The organism is Microvirga sp. BF8 (genome assembly GCF_059888585.1).
In genome coordinates this window covers 2725787-2742028 of sequence record NZ_CM187619.1, presented here as the reverse complement: position 1 = coordinate 2742028, position 16242 = coordinate 2725787, and the positions used below count along the sequence as shown (strand labels likewise).

Below are 16242 nucleotides of genomic sequence, written 5' to 3'. Positions count from 1 at the left end.
GGAATATGGGCTCACAATTCCACAGAAGGGACTCGTCCCTTCTTAATTTATTGTTAGGAACAAAACATGAACAAAAAGGATAGTTGTGACATTGGAGAACAGGGTTCGACGCCGACGCCATTGCCGACGAAGCGTCAGGAGAAGCGCCCGCGAGGGAAGGGCCGCAAAGCGGGCGACGGGAGCAATCTGGTCCGGCCCGCGGGCGCACTGACCCGTGAGGCGAAGCGGCTGCTCGCGGCGCTCGGCCTGCCCGAGGCCCAGGCTTTCGTCGATCCCACGGACGCGGCGGAGGTGATCCTGCGCAGGCGCCGGGCGGCGGTCTCGGTCGGGGCCGGGCGCTTTTCCCGCGCTGCCGCCGATGCGCTCGCCCGGAACGACCTCGCCCGCTGGGATCGCGGCTCGGCAGGCGCGGAGGCGTTGCGCCTGACCGATGCGGGCCGCGCCCATCTGCGCCGCGCCGACGCGCCGGAGCCGGGGACGGGTTTCTTCCACCAGCACCGGGAGACGGAGGTCGTCAGTGTCGACACCGGGACGGGGCGCAGGAGCGTCCGCGTCGATGCGGAGGAAAGTCCCCTGACCTGGCTGCGCCGCCGCAAGGGCCGTGACGGACGGCCCCTGATCGACGATGCCTCCTATGCGGCCGGCGAGCGCCTGCGCACCGATATCATGCTCGCGGGCCTGCTCCCGGGCGTAACGGCCCGCTGGGACGCGGCGCCGGGTCAGGGCGGGCCGGGGACGCCGGCGGAGGCGACGGATCGCATGGTCGCGGCGCGGCAGCGCATCCGCAGCGCCTTCGACGCGGTGGGCGGCGATTTCAGCGATCTGCTGATGGATCTGTGCGGGTTCCTGAAGGGTCTCGAACTCATCGAGCGCGAACGGCACTGGCCCCCGCGTTCCGCCAAGGTCGTGGTCCGGATCGCCCTGGCGCGGCTGGCGGAGCATTACGGCATCGAGACCGTGGCGCACGGGCCCGCCGCATCGCGCGGCATCCGTGCCTGGAAGGCGGTGGTGATCGAGGGCGGGAGGCTCTGAGCAGATCGGAGGACGGTGCGGGAGAGGTGAAGGTGACACCCTTGGCATTCCGGGCCGACGGCCACGCGAAGCGGGAAGTCCATCGACGCTCTCGGTTCAGGAGAAAGACCTTCGATCGCCGCTGCGCTCTCTCCTGCATCGTCACCTGCTATGGGTTCCGGACTTGCCTGACGGCAATCCGGAATGAAACGGGTCGATCCCGCTCGTCACCTTTACCCACCGCACTCCCAGTATTCACCGTCATTCCGGGACAGCGCAGCGCGCTGGGCCCGGAACCCATCAACACGACGGTTCAGGATAATATTCGAAGATGGCCGTTGCATCTTGTCCGGCTCCGCTCAAGCGGACACTCCGGATGGACGGGACGATTCGCGTCTAGGCCGCCAGGGCCGCCTGCGCATCGTGGCGGATACGCTCGACCATGGACCTGACGCCGTTGGAGCGCTGCGGCGTCAGGTGTTCCGCGAGCCCGAGCGAGTTGAACAGGCCGAGCGCGTCGGTGGCGAGCGCTTCCTCGGCGGTCTTGCCATTGTAGAGGGAAATCAGGAGGGCCACGAGGCCGCGCACGATATGGGCGTCGCTGTCGCCGACGAGGTGCAGGCGCGGCTCACCCCGGCTCTCGTCCCGATGCGTCACCAGCCAGACCTGGCTGGCGCAGCCCCGGACCTTGTTGGAATCGACGTGCGCATCCTCGGGGAGCGGCTCCATCATGCGGCCAAGCTCGATGAGGTAGCGGTAGCGCTCGTCCCACTCGTCGAGGAGTTCGAAGTTGGAAACAATCTCGTCAATCGGCGGCAGCATGGCGTTCCGGCTCGTGTTCTCCGCCGGTCATATAGGTGTTCGAGCGCGGTTTGGCGACGCCATGCGGCGTCAGGAGCTCGATTTCTTCGCCTCGCCCTGCCAGGGCGGCTGGCGGTCGCTCGGTTTGAGCGTATCGCCCGCGGGAACGGGCGGCGTGCCGGCGCCCAGGCCGGAGGTCGCCATGATCCGGTCGAGCACCGCCTGCTTGGCGCTGTCGGGCAGGGCCTTCCACATGGTCTCGAGGCGCGCCGGCGCATCCGTCGCGAGTCCCTCCGCAGCCGCGGGAAGCGAGCCGCCCTTCTGCGTGCTCCAGGCGAGAAGCCCGGCGAGAGGCGAGGCGTCGCCGTCGTTCTGGCGGACGGGCGAATAATAGAAGATCGCCCCGATGATGAGCACGGTGCGCAGAAGAGAAAACATGACCCGCTCCTCGCTGCCCGGGTGGGGAAAGATGCTTCACCATAACCTTTGCGCGACCCGGCTCGTAGGGCGCGGGGCGGGAAGCTTGAATCAGGATGAACAAAAGGTTGACGCCACGCGGACGCTGCCCGAATGCGGCCGGATTCATGAAAATCATGAAAGAAAAAGGGCAGGGGGGCGGACCTGTGCGACGCGCATTCCCAGTGAAGGTGTGGCAGGGATGGGGCAGGATCGCGACGGGGCGCGCCCCGCCTTTAGGTTCGCTTAAGCGGCCTCTGGCAGGGTTGCCCCACGACGATGGACGCCGGAATCGGCTGCCATCCCATCAAGACGGGAAGTCCGATTTGCGTGAAGCCCTCGCCGCTCGCTCCGATGATGATTTCGTGACGTCCTCCCCGCCGGCGCGGCGTCCCACGCCCGCCCGGCGTCCCGCGTCGCCGCGCCGGGCCGCGCCAGCGAGGGCGCGCCAGGAGCCGGGTCTTGTCGCGAAGGCGCTCGGCTTTGTCCTTCAGCGCCCGCGCGAGACTTTCGTCACTCTCCTTCTGACCGGGTGCGCGGCTGCGATCGCCTGGAATGCCTTGGCCCTGCAGACCGTCCGGCACCCGGCTCCGCTCTTCACCCGCGCCTCGGAACACCCGGCCGGGAGCGCTGCTCCTCTCCCGACCCTGCTGCCGCCGTCGCGGCCTGCCGCGATCGTCGACGCCCCTGCCGCCGAAGCGCCCGCGTCCCATGCGGCGACGCCGGCGGTTCCGGTCGGCCCGGCGAAGCCGTCGCGCGGCGCCATCGCGGACCTGATCGCCAAGGGGGAAGTCACCCAGCCGCAGCGCGTCACCGCTGCGCCGCCACCGCCGCCCGTCGCGCCGGCGCCCCTGCGGGCCCAGCCCCAGCCGGCCCAGCCTCAGCCAGCGCAGGACTCCATCGCGGAGATGATCCGGATGGGCGGTCCGGTACCCGTGCCGCCGGCCGCCGTCGGCAAGTCCGACGCGGACCCCGTCCTGCTCGGCCAGCGCGCCCTGGCGAAGCTCGGCTACGGAGTCAGGCCGGACGGCATCATGGGCTCCGAGACGCGCCAGGCCATCGAGCGGTTCGAGCGCGATCGCCGCCTGCCGGTGACGGGCGAGTTCGGTTCGCGGACCTTGCGCGAACTCGCGTCCCTCTCCGGCCTGCCGATGCCGTGATGGCAGCCGATCCGGTTGTCCTGGACAAGGCGCAATGCCAGAGGGGCCGACCATGGCGCGTCTGAGATCGGACTTCTGGGTATCCGCCTATCTTCGTCGCTGCGGCATCGAAGGCGTCGAGGCCGCCTTGCGCAAGCGCGGGGCGTCGGAGGCGGGAGCTGTCTTCGTGAAGGTCGATCGTCTCGACGGCACGGCGAGCCTCTATGGGCCCGCGCCGCAGATGTTTCTCGACGAGAGCGGCGAACGCCTCTTCTCGCCTGTGATGCAGGGCGTCATGCCTCTCGATGTGGAGGAACGGATGGCGCGGGAGCTGCGCTTCGACCCCGACCTCTGGCTGGTCGAAGTCGATGATCGCGACGGCCGGCATTTTCTCGATCTCGCAAGCGAGGATTGACGTCGTCAGGCCGACGGGCCGTCCCGGGAGACGATCGCCGCCACGACGAGAGCGGCGACGGGCGGCGACACCTCGCGCATGGCCCGCACGAGACCGATCACATTCGAGAGGGAATGGGCAAGCGCAGGGTGCAGGTGCAGGAAGACCCTGATCGCGTCCTTCTCGACGAAGCCCAGGGCCCTGAGGGCAAGAGGCAGCAGGATCTGCCGGCCGGCGGCGAGAACGTGCCACCGTGTCCCGGCCGGAAATCCGAACGCGTAGGTCATGAGCGCTTCGAAATGCGCGACGTCGCCGGCCTGCGCCGCCGCGAGAAAGGCTGCGACCTCATATTCGATGAGCGTGCGGGCGGACGATGGGCTGCCTCCGGACGACGCAGCGAGCCGATCCCGGATTCGTCTGCGACGGTTCATGTCCGCGGCGAGATAGAGAGATGCCTCGTCCGCCGGCATCAGAGCCGCGCGTTCGAGAAGGACCGAGCCGAGAGGGAGGCGCCATCGCCCGCGGTGCACGAGCTCGCGCATGGCGGGCGAGGCGGCCGCGATCGAGCGGTTCGCAGCCAGCGCATCGTCGACCGCGTGTTCACGCATCACGAGGAGTTGATCGACGGTCGCGGGCGCAAGCGCAGGGTGGCGCGCGAGCCGCAAACGCCCATCCGCCGTCCCGAGAAGGTGCTTCACGAGCGGCGGCGGAAAGTGCGTCATGTGGGCGATGACGATGTCGCGCGTCTCGGGCGAGTGCTGAAGAAGATGATCGAGGATCGATGGCGGCGTGTCTTCGCAGGGCGCAACGATTCTTGCGAGCTTTACGAGCGTCGCGTCATCCATGCGCGGGAGGAAACCCAGCGCAAGTGCCTCAAAGGTCTCGATGATATCGCGGTCGCGGGTCGGAGCGTCGACGAACATTTCCGCATTCACGACCAGAAGCGCCGCGCGGGAATCCGCATTCCGGACGCCCGTCAAACCGAGACCCGACAGGTCCGGCCAATGCTCCTGTGGGACAGTGGACGCCATCTACGCAACTCTTCGAACACGACTTCGCGAGAACCCTAAAGTCGCATCTTTAGCGAATTGTTAAATGATCGCTTCGGCGTGAAGATATGACTCGCTTTCGCAAGGAACCGAAGGCTGTCAACGCCTGTTGATTCCGCACCAGGCAAAGCTTTCCTGCGAAAGTCGGCCTGCTGGAAACGGTCTGTTAACCATGGCGTTATTTTGTGAGGGGACCGTCGAAGCAGACAATTGAGCGATACGGAGGACCTCGATGAAGGATATCTGGAGGAGATCGCCGGGGACGGTCGTCATTTTTCCTGATGCCGCGTCCCGCCCGCAGCGCCCGGATTTGCCCCTGAACGAGCCAAGAGGAGAGATCCTGCTCTTCACCGGCGTGCGCTATGAAAGACCCGCGCCAAATCCCGGCCCATCGCGCCCCTTCGCGTCGGACAGCACCCGCCGGAGATCCTGATCGAATCCCTGACGGGCGCGGCAGGTCCGTCGACCCGCTCTGTGCCCTATGCCGAAAGTTCGCGACGCATCAGCAGGGCGTCGCTGCCATAAGTAGCGAGCTTATCCCGCAGGGCGGCTGTCATCGCCGCATGAAATCCACATCCCTGCCAGAAGTCCTTGGATCCGTTCACAGCCACCAATGAGAGGTTGTCGAAGCCCGCTGCCCCGGCGTGCTCCGCGAGATGCTCCACGATGGCTTTCGCGTGGCCTCTGCCGCGCCCCTCCGAAAGCAGCGCCACGTCGTGAATGTAGAAGGTGTTCGCATCCGCCGGGATCCGCTGGAGCGGCGTGTTCAGGGGAGGTGGCTCGCCGAGCCGCCAGGGGTGACTCAGCGCATAGCCTGCGATGCGGCCGTGTCCGGGCAGCACAAGGCAGCCGGCAGGATAGAGCCGGAGCCGCTCGGCGAAGACGGGCATGTCCTCCGGATGATCGAGATGGATGTGGTCCGCGAGGGCCTTCACGGCGGCGAGGTCCGTCTCCGTCATGGGGCGCCAGAACTGTCGCGACGGCATCAGCTGGCCTCGTCCTCGTCCTCGTCGACCGTGCAGGTCACGGCCTTCGCGGCCGCTTCCGCCTGGGCCCTCTGACTCGGCCGCGGCGCCGCCACGCGCACGACGATGTAGCCCTGCTCCTGCGGCGCGACGATGCGCACGTCGCGCGACGGGTCGTTCTCGTCCTCCGCGGCGCGGGCCTCGTCCAGTTGTCGTGGAGTCATGACCACGAGCTCGAGTTCGCCGCGGATGGCGGCGCGGTCGGTGACGGCGAAAAACACGCCGCGTGTCTTGGTATGGAACGAGAAGGACAGGAAGTCCTGCCCCGTCTTCGCGGTGACGCGCACCGGCCCTTCGGACAGGTCGAAGGCGCAGGCGGCCACCGCCGTCGCGGGATCGGGAAGCGGAAGCCAGGTCGGATCGCCGCCGACCGGGCTGATGATCTGCGCCTGATCCTCCGACAGGGTCTCCTGGAGGCGGCCGAACGCATCGTTCTCGGCGAAGGCGGGCGCCGCGAAGATGACGGCGATGTGCACGCCCGCCGCGAGAATGAGCCCGCAGGTCGTGGCGAGGAGGAACCGGGTCAGATTGCTCATGCTCCGCACTCCCCACGCTCGATGGTGGGCAGGTCTTCCGCATCCAGGTTCAGGCCTGCGGCTCCCGGAATATCGTAGAGGCGCAGCACGAGGATGAAGCGTCCGGAGGCGGGCAGCTGAAGCCAGTTGCCCGGCGTGACGGACCGGGACAGGGCGACGACGAAGCCGTTGTCCGGATTCCGGACGATCTCGGACGAGGTGAAGCCGCTGCGTCCGAGTTCTGACGCGGGAAGCCGTCCGTCTTCGTCGTAGAGGGTGAGGGTCCACCACCGCGCGGCAGGCATGGCGGTGCCGATCCGGTAGGTGCAGGCGGAATCGAGCTCGCGCCCCTCCTTGTCGACGAGGGCCGTCAGGGCCAGCCCTTCTCCCGTTGCCAGGGGAATGTTGCTCCGTCGCGCCACGATCGCCCGCATGTACGGGTCGGCTTCCGCGGATCCCAGCTTGGGCCAGGTCTGCCACGGGCCGAGGTGGCGGCTCCCGAAGGGCGGATTGCCGTTCATGACGGCATAGGCCGAGCCGATGCCGAGCCCCAGGGCGAGCAGGAGGGCGTAGACGATCAAAGCGGCGGACGGGATGGGTCTAGCGGTCACGGGCGGCAGCAGCGTTGGGAGCGGGCATCGAGACCCTCGATCTAGAGCGCAACCGGTCGAATGGGAGTCGGAAGGCGACCGGAAGCCATGGACTAAAGCATCGGACCCGAAAGTGGAATCCACCTTTGGGATCGAACCGATGCGCGTTCTTCAAGCGGCGCATCGCCTGTGCGGAAAGCCGGGTCCGCTTTTCCTGCGATCCCACGACAATGAAACCGGCTCCTCCGCTCCGCCCCACCTTACGGCATGGCGAAGCGCCGCGTCGCGGCCGCCGCGCCGTCGCTCGTCTCGGAGGTGCGCAGGGGACCGTTGCGCTTGGCGGCTGGAGGGGCGCGGGTCGCGGACTGGAAGAGGTTGCCGATGGTCCCCAGGACCTCGAAAGACTTCCGCGACAGGGTGCCGGCGAGATAGGCCTGCTGCATGGCGGACGTTTCGTCCGACACATGGCTGCCAGCGGCGGCGACCTTCGCGCCGCCCGCCGGCTCGAGGCCAGGAATCGGGCGGATCTCAAGGTTCTGATGCGCGACGCTCATAACCTGCTGCCAGGTCATGGCGGGGAGGGTGCCGCCGGTCATGTTGTTCATCGTGCTGTGATCGTCGTTGCCGTACCAGACGCTCGCGACGAGGTTGCCGGTGTAGCCCACGAACCAGGCATCGCGATAGGCGTTCGTCGTGCCGGTCTTGCCCGCGGCGCGGATGCCTTCGAGCTGAGCACGCTTCCCGGTGCCTTCCTCCACGACCTTGTTGAGCATGAAGTTCATCGCGTTCACGACCCGGGGCTCCAGGACCTGCGGCTGCGGCGTGTCGGTCGCGTGGCGATAGATGATGTCGCCCTGCGAGTTGCGCACCTCCCACGTGGCGTAGGGCGGCGCCTTGCGCCCGCCATTGGCGAAGACCGCATAGGAGGAGGCCATGTCGATCGCCGTCACCTCGGCGGCGCCGATCGGCAGGGAGCTCGAATCCGTCAGGGGATGGGTCAGGCCCATCTTCGTCCCCATCTCGATGATCTTCGCCCGTCCGGCCTTGGCGTTGCCCTTGCCGATCTGCAGCGACATCCAGACCGGGATGGAGTTGATCGACCGGGCCAGCGCCGAGACCATGGGCATGCTCCCCGAGAAGGAGCGCCCGTAGTTCTGTGGGCACCAGTTCCCGAGGCAGATCGGCTTGTCGACCACGGTCGAGGAGGGCGTCAGCTTCGGGTCCGCGGTCAGGGCCGCGGCGTAGACGAAGGGCTTGAACGACGAGCCGGGCTGGCGCAGCGCATCGGTGGCGCGGTTGAACTGGCTCTGGCCGTAATCACGCCCGCCGACCATGGCGCGCACCGCTCCGTCCACGTCCATCACGACGATGGCGCCCTGACCGGCCTTGTACTCGCGGCCATGCTGCCGGAGCATGGTCTCGAGGGTCTCCTCCGCATGGGCCTGGAGGGCGGTGTCGAGGGGCGTCTTGACCGTCAGGACCCGGTCATTGCCGAACTTCTTCTCGGCTGCGAGAAGCTTCACCTGCTCGAAGGCCCAGTCGAGGTAGAAGTCGGGCGTCGTCTCGCGGCTGCGGTTGACCGGCGTCGCGGGGTTGCGCAGGGCAGTCTGGATTTGGCCCTCTGTCAGGAACCCGGCCTCGACCATGTTGTGCAGCACGTCGTTGGCGCGGGCGCGGGCTGCGGGAAGGTTGATGTGCGGGGCGTATTTCGTCGGGGCCTTGAACAGGCCGGCGAGCATGGCGGCTTCCGCCAGGGTCACGTCCTTCGCCGACTTGCCGAAATAGTAATCGGCCGCGGCCACGACGCCATGCGCGCCGCCGCCCATATAGGCGCGGTCCAGGTAAAGCTTGAGGATCTGGTCCTTGGTCAGGTGAAATTCGAGCCAGGCCGCGAGGAAGGCTTCCTTGATCTTGCGCTCGAGCGAGCGCTCGTTGGTGAGAAAGAGGTTCTTGGCGAGCTGCTGGGTGATCGAGGAGCCGCCCTGGACGACGCCCCCGCCCTGGGCGTTCACCACCAGCGCGCGGAACGTGCCGATCGGGTCGATGCCCCAATGCTCGTAGAAGCGGCGGTCCTCGGTCGCGAGGGCGGCCTTGACGAGGTAGTCCGGGAAATCCTCGAGCTTGTAGGAATCGTCGAGACGGATGCCGCGCCGCCCGACCTCCTGGCCGTAGCGGTCGAGGAAGGTGACGGCGAGGTCCTGGGTCTTGAGCCAGTCCTCCTCGGTCTCGCGAAAGGCCGGCAGGGCGAGGGCGAGCATGAGGATGCCGCCGACGAGGCCCAGGGTCACGGCCTCGCTCGTCAGGTCGAGCACCACCCGGGGTGCGCCACGAAACCGCAGGCACTTCGCCCAGTCCGTATAGGTTTCCCACCCCCGGGCCAGCCCGCTGCCGCTCTGGAAAAGCGAGGTGTTCAGCCAGGCGTCGAACGCCAGGGCCGCGCGCTTGATCCTTGTCTTGAGTGGCGTACGAGGCTGCGGGCGCACGGGAGAGTCCTTTGGGGAAGGTCTTTGGACCTGGATGGGCTTGTTATGATCCTCAAGGCGCCGAGAGGCGAGGTCGTCGCCCCCGAGGCTTCTATTAACAACTCACGAAAAGGCTTGACGGTTCATATGGTTTCGTCGCTTCACGATGAAAGCCCGAAAACCCGCCGCCCCCGCCTCCTTCAAAGTGCCGTAAAGAAAGGGTTGAGACCTTCCTTATGGATACCACAGCTCTCGCGCCATCAAAGCCTGAAGATTTGCCCTTCTGGAAAGTAAAGTCCTTGGAAACCATGTCGTCCGAGGAGTGGGAGAGCCTGTGCGACGGCTGCGGGCGCTGCTGTCTCGTCAAGCTCGAGGACGAGGATACGGGCGAGGTGCTCTACACCGATGTCGGCTGCACCCTGCTCGACGACGGGGCCTGCCGCTGCCGCGACTATCCCAACCGTCAGGCCAAGGTGCCCGACTGCGTCCGCCTGACGCCCGAGGCCGTGCGCAGCCTGTCCTGGCTGCCGCCCACCTGCGCCTACCGGCTCGTCGCCGAGGGGCGCGATCTCTACTGGTGGCACCATCTCGTCTCCGGCGATCCGCAGACCGTGCATGCCGCCGGGATTTCGGTGCGCGACCGGGTGGCAGGACCCGAGGAAGAGTTTACCGTCCGAGAACTCCTCGAGCGCCTCGTCGACTGGCCCCAGAGTGACGGTACAGAGGACACTGAGGCAGCTTAAACTCAAGCTTTACGCAAGTATCCGTAGAAGTGGCGGCATGAAGCAAGTCTCTTCGGAAGATTTGCGACGGGCGATTGACTTCTTCGGAGATTGGGTGAAAGTTATCGATGTGCCACTCGGAAGGGAGGCTACGATAATGACGCCACCGGATCAGCTTTTCGGAAGGGTCGTTGTGCTGGTGACGGTATGACAAACGTCGCACAACTGCCCAACCTTAGCCTGACAACTTATGTTCCACTGCCGGATACATATCCGGAATAATCCTGGCGCATGGTCATGTCGCCGCTCAAGGGGCCGTCCTTTATCGCGAAGGCGGCTCCTTTTGCATGCGAGGGGCATCGTCATGGCCGTTGATGAAACCCGGCGATCCCTGCCCATCTTGAACAGAGCAGGCTTTTGGAATGAGGCGCGTGCCATGGGCACACTGATCCGCAGGCTCCGGACCCGCATCTCGCACTGGCCCTTCCCGGGCCTCCTCGGTGCGCAGGAACCCGTCCCTGACCAGCCCGAGGCAGCGGGCGAAGTCGCCTTCAGGTTCAAGGATTGCGGGGACGATTCCGAACCGTCGGCCGAGGAGATCGAGGCGAAGGAGCGTGACCGCGCAGAGCGCTTCAAGCGCGATCAGATCCTGCCGGTCATGGGAATGGTGATGCCGCGCTGAAGATGACGTCCCTGGCCCGGCTCGCGCGTGACGGGCGGCGGAGAGGGCCCGAGAGGCCGCTCATGACGAGGACTGATCTCTGATTCCGTCGCGGAGGTTGATGAGCGCGGCGTGGAACTCCTCGATCTGTACGCTGGAAGGCGCCATGATGGCAGCAATCTCCTCCGGCACGGCAGCCGCCTTTGTCTTGAGAGACCGACCCTGCTCAGTAAGGCTGATCCGCACCACGCGCTCGTCCTTCTTGTCCCTGGTCCGCTTGGCGATCCATGACTTCGTGATGCTCAATGTGCTCGCCGACACCCCGGCCGCGAAGGCTGCCATCGCTCAGGCCAGCGCAGCTCTCAAGTCCGCGTTCGCCCGGTAAATCTCACGACGCGGATCTGCGAAACCTGCCCCGGGTGCCTGGCCCGGGGCAGTCTCGTCAGGGCCGCGGCCGATCGACACCTGACAGTCCGAATTGCCGATCAGCCCGCTCATGGAACTGCTGAGGGACACGGCGGCTGAATGAGAAGTCCGCGTCGCCGGCTTTCCGGGTCTGCCGTCCCTCCTATCCGAGAGCCGATACGATCTCACTGGTATCGTAGTAGAAGGGCGTCCCTTCAATCAGGAGCTCATCCTGAAACCGTAAGACCTCCGCGAAAGGTTGCTTGATGGCCACCCCGCTGCTGCGGCACGTCAAATGGAGGGTGCACGCCATGAATACGGTGTCGCCTTCCCGCATTGCGGTGAGACCTTCGACTCTCATATCGCTCCAGACTTGCCGCATGCGATGAAAGAGGGCGCCGACGCCTGCGAAACCCTTCCAGTCACCTGAATAGGGCAGAGACGCCGGTTCGTGGACCACCACATCGGGATGGAAGGCTTTAGCCAAAGCCTCCACATCATCCGCCCCCGATTGGATGAATGTCATCTCGACTTCGAACATGCGCTCGAGAAGCTGCATGGCGGTCAGCCGGATTTGGGTCGTTTCGTTCATCGTCATCCTCGCCAATGGGCTGGCCATGCCAGCTCCGAACTGTGGAATGAGGATGCCTAGAAGCCGGATGCAGGAAGCAACACCCGTTTCCTGCCGGAAGAGTCGCAGGAAGAGGATTGCTCGCCGGCTGCCCACACGTTCCGATGAGCCCATCGACAGGGCGCAGGCGGCGGCGAGCTGGTAGGGGCTACAATTGGACGAAGAAAAAGCCGAGCGCGCCGATTGCGACGAGCGCGGCGCCGACCCACTTGGTGATCCTGAGTATCCTTCGCCTCTCGCTGCGTTCGGCTTGTCGCGCAGCCCATTCTTCCGGACTTTCCGGTTGCTCCAGCCGCCGCTGTTGCATCGCAAAGAGTTCCGGCGTTCGGGGATGACCAATCGCCGAGCCGTCCTCCATCTCGACGTTATAGGCGATCACCAGGGCGACAAGACCAGTCACGAGAACCGCCAGGAAGCCGACAGCGACCATCAGCACGGCCAGGAACGCACAAACGGCCAGGCAGAACGACAGGGCCGTCACGTTAGCCGCGATTGTCCCAAGGCGCATGAGGCAGCTCCCGCGGAAAGCATATCACGCGAGCAGCGCTCGCGAGCACGAAAAGCAATGGCACTCGTCGCTCGCGATTTGCGTTCAGGAATGCGGACAGGATTGCGACCTGACATGTCCGGAAGGATCGCGCAGCCGCATGAACGGCCGCCGAATGAGAACCGGAGGATCTCTCCTTTCGGGCCGCCCATGTCATACCCGTATACCGGCGTAACCTATGAGACTCCTTCACCAGGAATTTCACTCTCCGGTCGTCCCGGAGGGGAAAAAATCCTGTTCGCCGTCGGCTGGGACGGAACGTCATCGGCTCCCTCCTTGCTCGCTCGCCAGGATGCGGTCGTTTCATCTCGAAAGGTATCGTCCGATCTCCAAAGGATGAGCACCGCACCTTCCGGATGAGCAGCCACAATTGCGGCTAGGCAGGCCAACCATGCCGCAGTAACGCTGGCCCGGTAACTCTCCGGCGAATTGGTGTGTGTTGATGATGACATCCTACACCAGTAACACGAGCCTGGTGACGAAGATCCGCGAGGTGCAGCGGATTCGCCGGTGGCATGTCGAGCAGGCCGTCGCGCGGGTGCGACAGACGATGGCGGACCTGGAGGAACTCGCGGCCATGCTGCAGGCGCGCTATGACCTCACTCTCGAGGACCTCGACATTCTCGATATCGGCACCGGTCAGCAGCAACTTCAATCGGCCTGGTTTGCCCGTCACAATCGTGTTGTCGGCATCGATCTCGATGTCATACCCAAAGGCTGGTCGCCGCGGCCCTATCTGAGGATGTGGCGCGCAAACGGTGCCAATCGCGTCATCAAGACTCTCGCTCGCAAGGCTCTTGGCCTCGACAGGAAATATCACAGGGCCCTGCGCCGGGAGCTGGGGCGCACGGCCGAGGATCTCCCGGTCCTGCAGATGGATGTCACCGCCATGGCGCTGCCCTCCGACAGCTTCGATTTCGTCTATTGCGCGACCGTCCTCCAGTGTGTGCCCGACGTGGACGTTGCTTTGCGGGAAATGAACCGTGTGCTTCGCCCCGGCGCCGTCGGGTACTTTACGGTGCACCTCTATACGAGCGAGAACGGATCATTGGATCCGCGCCTTTACAGCGGCGACCGCAGCGAAATTCCCTACTGGGCGCATCTGCGGCCCGGTCACGCGCATCGGGTCAGCGGCAATGCCTGGCTGAACAAACTCCGCCTGGCGGAATGGCGCCAGCGCATCGAAGCGAATCTGCCGAACCCAACCATCGAGCTGCACCAGCCGAATGCCGCGATCCTGCGCCCCACCGCGCTTGCCCTCCAGCAGCAGGGCGAATTGGCGGACTACACGATGGAGGAACTGCTGACCCACGGATTCAGCGTGTCCTGGCGAAAGGACAACGAGGTCGACGCGCCGGTAGGCAATGCGCCACAAGCCCCCTCGGTCCCATGACACTGTAAGCTCACTCGCACGGATCGGATAAGGCCCGACACCGCGCCTCTCACGGAACGGATTGTCTCGACCATCGCTCGCCGCAACGCGAGCCAGGGCATGGAACCGGAGGGTCACGTCGGCGACAGGGAGACCCGCTCTTGCGCAATCAATGTCCCGCACTCGCGGAAGGCGCGGACTTCTCCGCGTCCTTGGGCTCGCCGGGAACCGGCGTCGCCTCGCCGAGAACCTCCCGCACGTAGAGCTTCTTGACCAGAACGAAGATCACGACCACCAGCGGGAAGCCCAGCATCAGGCCGAGCGTCCCGAAGACGACGCCTCCGATGACGATGCCGAACATGGCGAGTGCCGGCGGGATGCTGACCATTTTCCGCTGGACGAGCGGAAGGATCAGGTTGCCTTCGAGCTGCTGCACGATGACCACGGCGATCAGAGTCCAGACGATCGTGTCACCGCCGAACGTGAACGAGATCAGGACCGCCGGGACCGCTCCGAGGACGGGGCCGATGAAGGGAATGAAGTCCAGGACGCCCGCGATCAGGCCGAGCGCGAAGGGGGAGGGCAGGCCGATGATCCAGAACGCGAACGACGCCAGGAGGCCGACGCAGATCATGGCGATGGACTGGGCCAGGAGCCAGAGGCGCAGGGCCTGGCCGCAGGCGTCGAGAGCATCTTCGATGCGCTCGTGCTGGCTGATGGGGAAGAGCTTCACGAAGCCTGTGACGTAGAGGCGCGGGGAAGCGGCGATGTAAAGCCCGGAAATCACCACCAGCACGAAGTCGGTGAGGCCGCCGAGAATCGTGCCGCCGATGCCGGCGATCCGCTGCGCGAGGCCGGTGCTCGGGATCTGGCTCACCATCTCCGAGAGGCTGTCGGAAATCGGCCCGACACCGATCTTGCGCCCGAAGGCATCGAGGGCGACCGGCAACTGCTCCGCGACATTGCTCAGCTGCGCCCTGATATTGGCGCCGAACAGGAAGGCCAGCCCCAGGAACAGCGCGAAGATCAGGAGACTTGCCGTTGCAAGGCTCCATCGCGACGGAACACGCAAATAGGCCACAAGCGCATCGGCGACCGCGTGCAGGATGATGGCCACGAGGATCGCACCGAAGGCCAGCAGAAGAACGGCTGACAGCTGCCAGAGGATCAGGACGAAAACGACGAGAGCGATGAGGATGAGCGTCTTGCGGATGAACTCCTCGTTGCTGATGCGCTCCCCTGGTGGGTCATTCCGATGGTTCATGATTTCGTCCCCTGGCCTGTTCAGACAATCGGGATCGCCATGCTCGGTTCCTCACCGGCGCCGGAAGGCCGACACAGGGTGGATGCCCGTATCGACAGCCCCTTTTGGGCCGGCGAGCAGAATGACGCGGTAGAACGCTAGGAACAGAAGGTTAACGAGGGAGTTTTCAAGCACAGGAGGGTTATGAAATGTCTTCCGGTGTGATCTGTTTCTTGCTTGGAACCGTATTTCCACTTGCAACCGTGGGGTGGCTTCTTCTGCAAAGCTGATCCTGCGCGCGTCAATATCTGTTTTGCGGCACTTCCGGCCGCTATTGACCGGCTTGAGCATCGGATCCGAGAGTGAAATCGCTTTCGGGTCCGTCCAATCCATCCTCACCAAAAACTTCTCACGAAGGCAGCGCATCGGCGCCCCCGGAAAACCAGTGCCCACTTCCAAGGGTCCGCTCTTTCGGGGCCGCGCGGTGCGCTAGCCCGCGGGCGGTGGCATCCGCCTGATCAACTCCTCGCGCAGGGCCTTGGGGAGGTCGAGCCCGGTCAGGCGCCACGTGGTGCCGCTGAGGCGCCAGGTCAGTTTGAACTGCTCGTCCTTCGGCCGGTCCGGCGGCAGCGGCATGACGACGCTGCGGAAACCCTGCGACTCGGACGCGATGAACAGATCCCAGGCCTTGCGGAGGTTTTCCGTGTTCAGCGACGTCATGTCGAAGGCGAGAATATCGGGCGAGGTCGCGCCGGGCCCTTGCTGGGGCGAGCCCTTCTCCAGGAGATCCACGATCGCCTGCGGCGTCACCAGCTTCTCGATATAGGGATCGAACACCGCGGCCCCGGCACTGGCGGCCGCATTCCGGTCGAAACCGCCGATCTCTTCCCCGTTGGACGTCTTCAGGTATTCGCCGAGGAGTTGCCGGGAGAAGGAAACCCGCAGGGCGTGGACGTTGAGGCGCTGCTCGATCCGCGCGGTGTCCCGCGCCTGGATCGACTGGGCGAGGTCGTAGAGCGCGACGAAGGGCGAGACGAGAAAGATCAGCCAGGCCAGGAAGAGCAGAAAGCTGACGCGGAGCGTCCAGATCATGGTGCCGATCCCCCGGCCGGTTGCGCGTGGCGGCCTCCGCAGATCGGGTGGAGGACCGATGAATGTCCTCCAGATAAAGCTCGACGGCAGATAAAAAAGGGCGGCCCGGGGGCCGCCCTCTGCTCAC

The 16242-nt window shown here is 65.4% G+C and carries 19 protein-coding genes; 6 read left to right on the top strand and 13 right to left on the bottom strand.

Annotated features, from left to right (window positions below):
- The first annotated feature begins 66 nt into the window (after positions 1-66).
- On the top strand, positions 67-1032 hold the full coding sequence (locus AC522E_RS13105) for a DUF6456 domain-containing protein (RefSeq protein ID WP_500746700.1): 966 nt from the start codon (positions 67-69) through the stop codon (positions 1030-1032).
- A 375-nt stretch (positions 1033-1407) separates the two neighbouring features.
- Here the strand turns inward: AC522E_RS13105 and AC522E_RS13100 are convergent, their stop codons facing one another.
- Together AC522E_RS13100 and AC522E_RS13095 are read right to left on the bottom strand one after the other, a co-directional pair.
- Positions 1408-1833, bottom strand: coding sequence for a SufE family protein (locus AC522E_RS13100; protein WP_500746699.1), 426 nt, complete (start codon positions 1831-1833; stop codon positions 1408-1410).
- A 69-nt stretch (positions 1834-1902) separates the two neighbouring features.
- Entirely contained in the window at positions 1903-2250 is a 348-nt protein-coding gene (locus AC522E_RS13095; protein WP_500746698.1) for a hypothetical protein, read from the bottom strand.
- A 383-nt stretch (positions 2251-2633) separates the two neighbouring features.
- On the opposite strand from AC522E_RS13095, the gene AC522E_RS13090 reads away from it, so the two are divergent.
- Together AC522E_RS13090 and AC522E_RS13085 are read left to right on the top strand one after the other, a co-directional pair.
- Positions 2634-3428, top strand: a complete 795-nt coding sequence (locus AC522E_RS13090; RefSeq protein WP_500746697.1) for a peptidoglycan-binding domain-containing protein — start codon at positions 2634-2636, stop codon at positions 3426-3428.
- A gap of 52 nt (positions 3429-3480) precedes the next feature.
- A complete protein-coding gene (locus AC522E_RS13085; protein ID WP_500746696.1) occupies positions 3481-3822 on the top strand; it encodes a DUF1491 family protein in 342 nt (113 codons plus the stop codon).
- A 5-nt stretch (positions 3823-3827) separates the two neighbouring features.
- Here the strand turns inward: AC522E_RS13085 and AC522E_RS13080 are convergent, their stop codons facing one another.
- The 5 genes from AC522E_RS13080 to AC522E_RS13060 all read right to left on the bottom strand — a co-directional run bounded on the left by AC522E_RS13080 (position 3828) and on the right by AC522E_RS13060 (position 9463).
- The gene (locus tag AC522E_RS13080; RefSeq protein WP_500746695.1) at positions 3828-4832 is read right to left on the bottom strand and encodes a hypothetical protein; all 1005 of its coding nucleotides are present in this window, start codon (positions 4830-4832) and stop codon (positions 3828-3830) included.
- A 497-nt stretch (positions 4833-5329) separates the two neighbouring features.
- Positions 5330-5836: a GNAT family N-acetyltransferase gene (locus AC522E_RS13075; protein WP_500746694.1), complete on the bottom strand. Its 507-nt coding sequence runs from the start codon at positions 5834-5836 to the stop codon at positions 5330-5332.
- Positions 5836-6411: a DUF1254 domain-containing protein gene (locus AC522E_RS13070; RefSeq protein WP_500746693.1), complete on the bottom strand. Its 576-nt coding sequence runs from the start codon at positions 6409-6411 to the stop codon at positions 5836-5838. The genes AC522E_RS13075 and AC522E_RS13070 overlap by 1 nt, the downstream gene beginning before the upstream one ends.
- Positions 6408-7001 carry a DUF1214 domain-containing protein gene (locus AC522E_RS13065; RefSeq protein WP_500746692.1) on the bottom strand — a complete coding sequence of 198 codons (594 nt, stop codon included), beginning with the start codon at positions 6999-7001 and terminating at the stop codon, positions 6408-6410. The genes AC522E_RS13070 and AC522E_RS13065 overlap by 4 nt, the downstream gene beginning before the upstream one ends.
- Before the next feature lie 239 nt (positions 7002-7240).
- Positions 7241-9463: a transglycosylase domain-containing protein gene (locus tag AC522E_RS13060; protein WP_500746691.1), complete on the bottom strand. Its 2223-nt coding sequence runs from the start codon at positions 9461-9463 to the stop codon at positions 7241-7243.
- A gap of 215 nt (positions 9464-9678) precedes the next feature.
- Here AC522E_RS13060 and AC522E_RS13055 point away from each other — a divergent pair, with 215 nt between their 5' ends.
- On the top strand, positions 9679-10185 hold the full coding sequence (locus tag AC522E_RS13055; RefSeq protein WP_500746690.1) for a YcgN family cysteine cluster protein: 507 nt from the start codon (positions 9679-9681) through the stop codon (positions 10183-10185).
- A 415-nt stretch (positions 10186-10600) separates the two neighbouring features.
- Positions 10601-10846 (top strand): hypothetical protein, encoded by a 246-nt coding sequence (locus AC522E_RS13050; RefSeq protein ID WP_500746689.1) that lies wholly within the window; start codon positions 10601-10603, stop codon positions 10844-10846.
- 60 nt (positions 10847-10906) lie between these two features.
- On the opposite strand, the gene AC522E_RS13045 is transcribed toward AC522E_RS13050, so the two are convergent.
- The 3 genes from AC522E_RS13045 to AC522E_RS13035 form a co-directional block, all read right to left on the bottom strand.
- Positions 10907-11167, bottom strand: coding sequence for a winged helix DNA-binding protein (locus tag AC522E_RS13045; RefSeq protein ID WP_500746688.1), 261 nt, complete (start codon positions 11165-11167; stop codon positions 10907-10909).
- 226 nt (positions 11168-11393) lie between these two features.
- A complete protein-coding gene (locus AC522E_RS13040) occupies positions 11394-11822 on the bottom strand; it encodes a nuclear transport factor 2 family protein (RefSeq protein ID WP_500746687.1) in 429 nt (142 codons plus the stop codon).
- Positions 11823-12009: 187 nt separating this feature from the next.
- Positions 12010-12369 (bottom strand): hypothetical protein, encoded by a 360-nt coding sequence (locus AC522E_RS13035; protein WP_500746686.1) that lies wholly within the window; start codon positions 12367-12369, stop codon positions 12010-12012.
- A gap of 481 nt (positions 12370-12850) precedes the next feature.
- On the opposite strand from AC522E_RS13035, the gene AC522E_RS13030 reads away from it, so the two are divergent.
- The gene (locus AC522E_RS13030) at positions 12851-13801 is read left to right on the top strand and encodes a class I SAM-dependent methyltransferase (RefSeq protein WP_500746685.1); all 951 of its coding nucleotides are present in this window, start codon (positions 12851-12853) and stop codon (positions 13799-13801) included.
- Between the two features lie 148 nt (positions 13802-13949).
- Here the strand turns inward: AC522E_RS13030 and AC522E_RS13025 are convergent, their stop codons facing one another.
- Genes AC522E_RS13025 through AC522E_RS13015 form a run of 3 tightly spaced genes read right to left on the bottom strand, consistent with a single transcriptional unit; the run spans position 13950 to position 16115 of the window.
- Complete coding sequence (locus AC522E_RS13025; RefSeq protein WP_500746684.1) at positions 13950-15044, bottom strand: AI-2E family transporter; 1095 nt, start codon at positions 15042-15044, stop codon at positions 13950-13952.
- Between the two features lie 51 nt (positions 15045-15095).
- Positions 15096-15482: a hypothetical protein gene (locus tag AC522E_RS13020; protein WP_500746683.1), complete on the bottom strand. Its 387-nt coding sequence runs from the start codon at positions 15480-15482 to the stop codon at positions 15096-15098.
- Between the two features lie 30 nt (positions 15483-15512).
- A complete protein-coding gene (locus tag AC522E_RS13015) occupies positions 15513-16115 on the bottom strand; it encodes a DUF2939 domain-containing protein (protein WP_500746682.1) in 603 nt (200 codons plus the stop codon).
- Positions 16116-16242 lie beyond the last annotated feature (127 nt).

Bases quoted from the DNA above. Each gene is read 5' to 3' on its own strand.
- AC522E_RS13100 (WP_500746699.1), bottom strand. From the start codon at position 1,833: ATGCTGCCGCCGATTGACGAGATTGTTTCCAACTTCGAACTCCTCGAC.
- AC522E_RS13050 (WP_500746689.1), top strand. From the start codon at position 10,601: ATGGGCACACTGATCCGCAGGCTCCGGACCCGCATCTCGCACTGGCCC.
- AC522E_RS13030 (WP_500746685.1), top strand. From the start codon at position 12,851: ATGATGACATCCTACACCAGTAACACGAGCCTGGTGACGAAGATCCGC.
- AC522E_RS13070 (WP_500746693.1), bottom strand. From the start codon at position 6,411: ATGAGCAATCTGACCCGGTTCCTCCTCGCCACGACCTGCGGGCTCATT.
- AC522E_RS13015 (WP_500746682.1), bottom strand. From the start codon at position 16,115: ATGATCTGGACGCTCCGCGTCAGCTTTCTGCTCTTCCTGGCCTGGCTG.
- AC522E_RS13055 (WP_500746690.1), top strand. From the start codon at position 9,679: ATGGATACCACAGCTCTCGCGCCATCAAAGCCTGAAGATTTGCCCTTC.
- AC522E_RS13045 (WP_500746688.1), bottom strand. From the start codon at position 11,167: ATGGCAGCCTTCGCGGCCGGGGTGTCGGCGAGCACATTGAGCATCACG.
- AC522E_RS13095 (WP_500746698.1), bottom strand. From the start codon at position 2,250: ATGTTTTCTCTTCTGCGCACCGTGCTCATCATCGGGGCGATCTTCTAT.
- AC522E_RS13075 (WP_500746694.1), bottom strand. From the start codon at position 5,836: ATGCCGTCGCGACAGTTCTGGCGCCCCATGACGGAGACGGACCTCGCC.
- AC522E_RS13085 (WP_500746696.1), top strand. From the start codon at position 3,481: ATGGCGCGTCTGAGATCGGACTTCTGGGTATCCGCCTATCTTCGTCGC.
- AC522E_RS13080 (WP_500746695.1), bottom strand. From the start codon at position 4,832: ATGGCGTCCACTGTCCCACAGGAGCATTGGCCGGACCTGTCGGGTCTC.
- AC522E_RS13035 (WP_500746686.1), bottom strand. From the start codon at position 12,369: ATGCGCCTTGGGACAATCGCGGCTAACGTGACGGCCCTGTCGTTCTGC.
- AC522E_RS13025 (WP_500746684.1), bottom strand. From the start codon at position 15,044: ATGAACCATCGGAATGACCCACCAGGGGAGCGCATCAGCAACGAGGAG.
- AC522E_RS13105 (WP_500746700.1), top strand. From the start codon at position 67: ATGAACAAAAAGGATAGTTGTGACATTGGAGAACAGGGTTCGACGCCG.
- AC522E_RS13040 (WP_500746687.1), bottom strand. From the start codon at position 11,822: ATGAACGAAACGACCCAAATCCGGCTGACCGCCATGCAGCTTCTCGAG.